The sequence below is a fragment of the Streptomyces sp. NPDC058864 genome, from assembly GCF_042742985.1.
Classification (GTDB): domain Bacteria; phylum Actinomycetota; class Actinomycetes; order Streptomycetales; family Streptomycetaceae; genus Actinacidiphila.
Window position 1 is genome coordinate 1 of the sequence record NZ_JBHYMQ010000146.1, and the last position, 5,003, is coordinate 5,003.

7 protein-coding genes are annotated in these 5,003 nt (G+C 72.2%); 1 reads left to right on the forward strand and 6 read right to left on the reverse strand.

The annotated features are described in order from the left end of the window. Positions 1 to 191: 191 nt before the first annotated feature. The 6 genes from ACFW3D_RS41935 to ACFW3D_RS41960 form a co-directional block, all read right to left on the reverse strand. The gene (locus tag ACFW3D_RS41935) at positions 192 to 437 is read right to left on the reverse strand and encodes a hypothetical protein (RefSeq protein WP_500513737.1); all 246 of its coding nucleotides are present in this window, start codon (positions 435 to 437) and stop codon (positions 192 to 194) included. Next, a complete protein-coding gene (locus ACFW3D_RS41940) occupies positions 434 to 1,117 on the reverse strand; it encodes an IS3 family transposase (RefSeq protein WP_500513738.1) in 684 nt (227 codons plus the stop codon). The genes ACFW3D_RS41935 and ACFW3D_RS41940 overlap by 4 nt, the downstream gene beginning before the upstream one ends. After that, entirely contained in the window at positions 1,117 to 1,416 is a 300-nt protein-coding gene (locus tag ACFW3D_RS41945) for a transposase (protein WP_500513739.1), read from the reverse strand. The genes ACFW3D_RS41940 and ACFW3D_RS41945 overlap by 1 nt, the downstream gene beginning before the upstream one ends. 100 nt (positions 1,417 to 1,516) lie before the next feature. Next, positions 1,517 to 2,203 carry a hypothetical protein gene (locus tag ACFW3D_RS41950; RefSeq protein WP_500513741.1) on the reverse strand — a complete coding sequence of 229 codons (687 nt, stop codon included), beginning with the start codon at positions 2,201 to 2,203 and terminating at the stop codon, positions 1,517 to 1,519. Positions 2,204 to 2,257: 54 nt separating this feature from the next. Next, on the reverse strand, positions 2,258 to 4,099 hold the full coding sequence (locus tag ACFW3D_RS41955; protein WP_500513742.1) for a zinc metalloprotease: 1,842 nt from the start codon (positions 4,097 to 4,099) through the stop codon (positions 2,258 to 2,260). A gap of 67 nt (positions 4,100 to 4,166) precedes the next feature. Then, complete coding sequence (locus ACFW3D_RS41960) at positions 4,167 to 4,382, reverse strand: hypothetical protein (RefSeq protein WP_500513744.1); 216 nt, start codon at positions 4,380 to 4,382, stop codon at positions 4,167 to 4,169. A 360-nt stretch (positions 4,383 to 4,742) separates the two neighbouring features. On the opposite strand from ACFW3D_RS41960, the gene ACFW3D_RS41965 reads away from it, so the two are divergent. Then, entirely contained in the window at positions 4,743 to 5,003 is a 261-nt protein-coding gene (locus ACFW3D_RS41965) for a hypothetical protein (protein ID WP_499513901.1), read from the forward strand.

Consider the following 5,003-nt stretch of genomic DNA (forward strand, 5'->3'; position numbering starts at 1 on the left):
CCGAGGTCGCCACCCTCATCGCCAGCGTCCGGCAACTGTCCGAAGCCGACCGGCGCCACGTCGCCGCCCTCGTCGAATCCCTCCTCCGCAGCTCCGCCACACCGCCGTAGCCCGTCCCCCGGCCTGCGGAGCAGCGCGCGACCGCACGACGGGCGCGGCAGCGGCCGGCCCGCACGGGTGGTCCCGGGCATTCAGCACGCCGCCGGTCTGACGATGCGCAGCCAGCCGATGACCGCGTTGACGGTGGCGTAGTCGAGTTCGGCGATCCTGGCGACGGCGTCCGCGTCGTCGCGGCGGACCGGGACACCGGCGGCGTCGAGGGCGCAGTGCAGCATGATCTGGTGCGCCTGGGTGGGCGGCAGGGTCTGGCCCGGCCGGATCTGGGAGCGCAGCAGGTAGGAGATCGGCAACGGGGGCGTCGGTCGGTCCACGGTCATGCTCGGATTCCCTCGAAGTAGTCGGACAGGGCTGTGGTGAGGTCGAGCCGGCTGTGCCATTCGCGGTGGTCCAGGAGTTCGTTGCGTGCCCGGGTCCAGAAGGCTCCGATCACGGCGTGGTCGTTCCGGTCGGCGACGAGACCGGTGGGGGGCGCGAGCCCCCTGACGTGGGCGCGTTCGGTGAAGACCAGCGTGGTGAAGCGCCCCTCGGGCCGGGGCCCGGGGTGGACGGAGTGCCGCAGCACGGCCCTGCTCAGGGCGTCCGCCGCCACGGCGGCGGCCGGTGCGGAGCCCGCGCTCCAGCCCATCAGCCGGCGGGCGTGGACGTCGAGCACGACCACGCAGAGCAGGCCGCCCTGGCCGGTGGGGAGTTCGACGGCGTCGGTCACCCAGAGCCGGTCGGGTACACCGGGCCGGCCCTGGAGCCCGGCGCGCCGCATGAGCAGTTCCACGGTGCCGTGGCTGATGGAGACGCCGTGCCGCAGGGTGAGCTCCTCGTGGATGCGCCGGTACCCGAAGGTGCCGCGCGAGGCGGTGTGGATGGAGGCGATGAGGTCCGTCAGCCACAGGTGCCGGTTGGCGCGGGCCGAGGGGGGCCGGCCGCGCCAGGTGAAGTACCCCGATTCGGAGATGCCGAGGACGCGCGTCGAGGTCCGGATCGGGAGACCCTCCCCGGCCATCAGCTGCACGACCTCGAATCGCCTTTTGGGGACACCACATCGCGCAGCAGCTCGGTCACCCGCCGGTGGACGGCGAGTTCGGTCTCCAGTTCGGTGATGCGCTTGCGCGCCGCGGTCAGTTCGGCGGTGCCCACCGGTGAACGCCGCGGCCTGCCCAGGTGCGGCAGGTGCGTGCGCCGCCATTGGTAGATCGTCTGGTCACCGAGGCCGAGGTCCAGGGCGACCTTCTTCACGGGCTCACCGGCGACCAGCAGGTCGAGGGCCTTGCGGCGCAGCTCGGGCGGATATCGTCTGGGCACTTCATGCCTCCGGAAGGCCGGTCGTGGTCCCGGGCCGGGGACCCGTCTGGGGGTTTGGGGAGGTGAGGGACGTGCCCCCGGCCCGGAAGCGGTGGGGGCGTCAGCTGACGTGGCGGCGCATGGTCACGGTGGGCCGGAACTCCCGCAGCGGACTGGCACCGACGCCGGCCGGCGCCGCTGCCGCGGCCCGGTCGAGTACGGCCTTGACCTCGGCGGCGAGCGCGTCCGCGCGGCGCTCGATCTCCGTGATCGGGTCACCGCACCGCCTCAGCTCGGCCACCCGGCGCCGGATGTCGGCGAGCTGGTTCCGGTCGCGGGCGCTCAGGGTGAGCGGCCGCGGGGTCGCCACGATGAACTGGTAGGCGCCCGCGAAGGTCTGGCATCCGGTGCAGTGCTCGTTGACGGCCCGGCTGATGTTCGTGGCGTTGATCCGCCGGAGGTCGACACCGGAGGTGGTGACGATCTGGAAGGAGAGGGCGATCGAACGGCACGGCCGGGAGAGCGAGCAGCCGACGGAGGCGGCGACCGCCCGGTTGTGCGCGGCGGCCGCGACGAGCGGCCCGAACTGGTGGATCGAGAACTCCTCGTCGTACTGGACCGGGTGCGCCCGGTTGGCGAGGGTGTGCGCCTCGTCCACGGCGGCGCCCACGCTGCGGGGGATGTGCGACCCCGATGCCGCGCCGGCCGGGGCCGCGGTGGCGAGGGCGACGAGGCCGGCGGTGGTCAGCATGCCCAGCCGGACGGCCTTGCGGCCCACCGTGCTGGTGCGGGGCTTTCGGTGCGTCACGGACTTCTCCTGTACGGATGGAAGGAACAACGGGGGAAGGGGAATGGCCTCGCCTCAGGTCGGCAGGGGCGCGGGGAAGGACACGGTGAAGCTCGGGATGGGGGGCTCCGAGGGCGTGACGGAGTCCGACGGCGAGGCGGTGGGCGAGCTCGCGGAGGGGCTCGGTCCCGCCGTGGCCGTGGTCCGGGTGCTGCTCGGTTCCGGCTCGCTGCGCGAGGCACGCGGGCTCGGCGACTTCGCCGGCGAGGGGCTGTCGCTCGCCGGGGCGGAGGCATCGGCCGAGCCGGACTCCGAGGGCGATGCCGAGGGCGCGGTCGCCGACGGCTCGCCCGCGGCCACGGTCACCGGGGGTGTGGTGGTGGCGCTCGGCAGCGGTGCGGGGGCGACCGGGCGCAGGGGCCGGATCTCGGGCACCCCGGGCTGCAGGATGGGGGCGATCGGAGGCTGCGGGGGCAGCGGCTTGGGGGTCACACCGCCCACCCACGCGGCGCACAGCGCCGCAGCTCCGGCCAGTGTGGCTCCGCCGATGAGGAGCCTCAGCCGGAGATTCCCCTCCGTGGCGCGGACGACGTGGCGGACGAGCCGGCCCCCGAGGCGCACCGACAGGTACACCGCCCCGGCCAGGGGGAAGACCAGCATGAGGCTGCCGATGACCCCGACCGCCCCGGCGGCGAACTGGCCGTCGGCGAAGGCGGCGCCGGTCCCGGTCAACTGCTCGACCAGGGACCGCAGGCTCGTCTCGAGCAGGCGCGGCAGGTTCCACAGCACGTAACCGAGCTCGGCCAGCAGCAGGGGCACCATCGTCAGCACCCAGGTGGTGACGATGATCCGGGCGGAGCGTTTGAGGTCGGAGACCTCGGGCGGCACCGGACGGCCCGGCAGCATGCTGCGCAGGATCGGTTTGATCTTGCCGAAGAGGTCCGGGACGCCGGCGAGGTCGCCGAGGATGTAGTAGCCGTCCAGCCGGACGGCCGGCATCAGCTGCTCGATGATCTCGAAGTGGGCCAGGTAGATGGCGGCGAGGAAGAAGGACTGCCCGGTGGCGAAGTAGCCGCCGGCCAGGGCCAGTATGAAGACGACGTTGAAGTAGACGCCGCCCAGGTCGGTGCGCATGCGCCCGCCCCGGCCGATCCGGTAGACGTCGGTGACGTCGGTGTACATCGACGGCCAGATCAGGAAGATGCCGCAGCCGATGGCCCCGGGGCGGGCACCGCCGTAACGGCACGCGGAGGCGTGCCCGAACTCGTGGAAGACGAGCGAGGCCACGGTCAGCGCGAACACCACCAGCATGAGCACCGGCTGTTCCAGCACCTGGAGCACCGGGGTCATGGCCCCGTGCAGGGCGAACAGCCAGATCTCCATGGCGACGGCCGTCGCGAGCACCAGTGCGACCACCAGCGGGCGGTGCAGCCAGGCCAGGGAGCGGGCGATCCGGGCGACCTGCCGCTCGCGGAAGATGACCCGGTGGCCCTTCAGGACGAGCAGGAGGTCCGCGGTGGGCCCGGTGACCTCGTCGCCCTCCTGGCCGAAGGGGACGGTGACGCCCAGCGGCTGGAGCTTGTTCTCGATCAGGTAGTGCACGTTCTCGGCGCTGACCTCACGGCCGAAGCGCCCGCTCACCCGGTGTGAGATGGCCTCGGTGTCGCGCCGCCCGTCGATGGCGCGGGCGACCAGGTACAGCAGCCGGCTCAGCTGGACGACCTGCCCGTCCCCCCGGCGGACGATGTACCGGGGTTCGGTCGTCCCCGATCCCTTGTACTCGCCGAGGAGTTGCAGGCCCGCGCCCAGCCGCGGGACGGGGAATCCCGTGTCGCAGGGGGGAGGCGCCAGCACGTCCGCGCCGTACACCGCCGTCCCCGTGGGTCCGGGGCCCTGAGCAATGTGACTTTCCGTCACCGTCCTGCTCTTCCTCCCGAGACGGACCGCGCCACGACGGGCGCGGTCCGCACACGTACGGGTGTTGTTACTGGCGGATGTTGATGGCCTGGACGGCCTCGGACTGGGCGACCGCGAACGGGGAGAACTGGTTCGCCGCGAGCGACTCGTTGTGGGCGTCGACGTGGGCCACGTGCTTGGTCACGTGCGTGGTCTTGACGAAGCTGAACTTGAGCTTGCCCAGGGCCTCGCGGCCGGGCAGCAGCTCCGCGGACTCGGTGTCCAGCTCACGCATGTCGAGCATGGGGGATCCTTCGGACGAGGGGTGCGGACGGGGACCGGGTCCCCGGACCCGTCTATTCACACCGGACGATCTGTCTGACGACGTTGGACAGTAGCCGGGCGCCCCGGCCTCGACAAGCGACTCGGACCCGTGACTGTCCGTCAACACGACGGCGGTGCAAGGGAAACGACAGGTGAGAGCACGGGCGGGGCTCCTCGGAGGACCGGGCCGGCCCACCGGATATCACTCGAACGGGTCAATCCGCCCCCTGCCCGATGTGGGGAAGTCCCGGCGGACGGGGCGAAGCACGACGAACCGGTGGCTATCCTCTCGATCCCCGAGGCGCTTGGGCCCACCAGGCCTCCGGTGAGAGGGGTGCACGTGCTTGTCGTTCAAGGGGCGACCGCCACCGCCGTCGTCCGCCACCGGACCGGAGAGCCGGTGGTCCTGCTTTCCGGCGAACTCCCCGCGGTCCTCACTCCGGCCGCCCTGAACGAACTGCTGAATCTGGCGGCAGCCGTCCTCACGGCCGAGGAGATGACCCTCTTCCGCAGTTGCCTGACCGCACTGCGCTGCGGGGAGAAACTCCAGGAACGCCGTATCGAGGTCAGCGGCGCCGTCCTCACCGTCTACAGCAGCTGA

Excerpts from the sequence above, each read along its gene's own strand:
- ACFW3D_RS41935 (WP_500513737.1), bottom strand. The coding sequence starts at position 437 with ATGACCGTGGACCGACCGACGCCCCCGTTGCCGATCTCCTACCTGCTG.
- ACFW3D_RS41940 (WP_500513738.1), bottom strand. The coding sequence starts at position 1,117 with ATGGCCGGGGAGGGTCTCCCGATCCGGACCTCGACGCGCGTCCTCGGC.
- ACFW3D_RS41960 (WP_500513744.1), bottom strand. The coding sequence starts at position 4,382 with ATGCTCGACATGCGTGAGCTGGACACCGAGTCCGCGGAGCTGCTGCCC.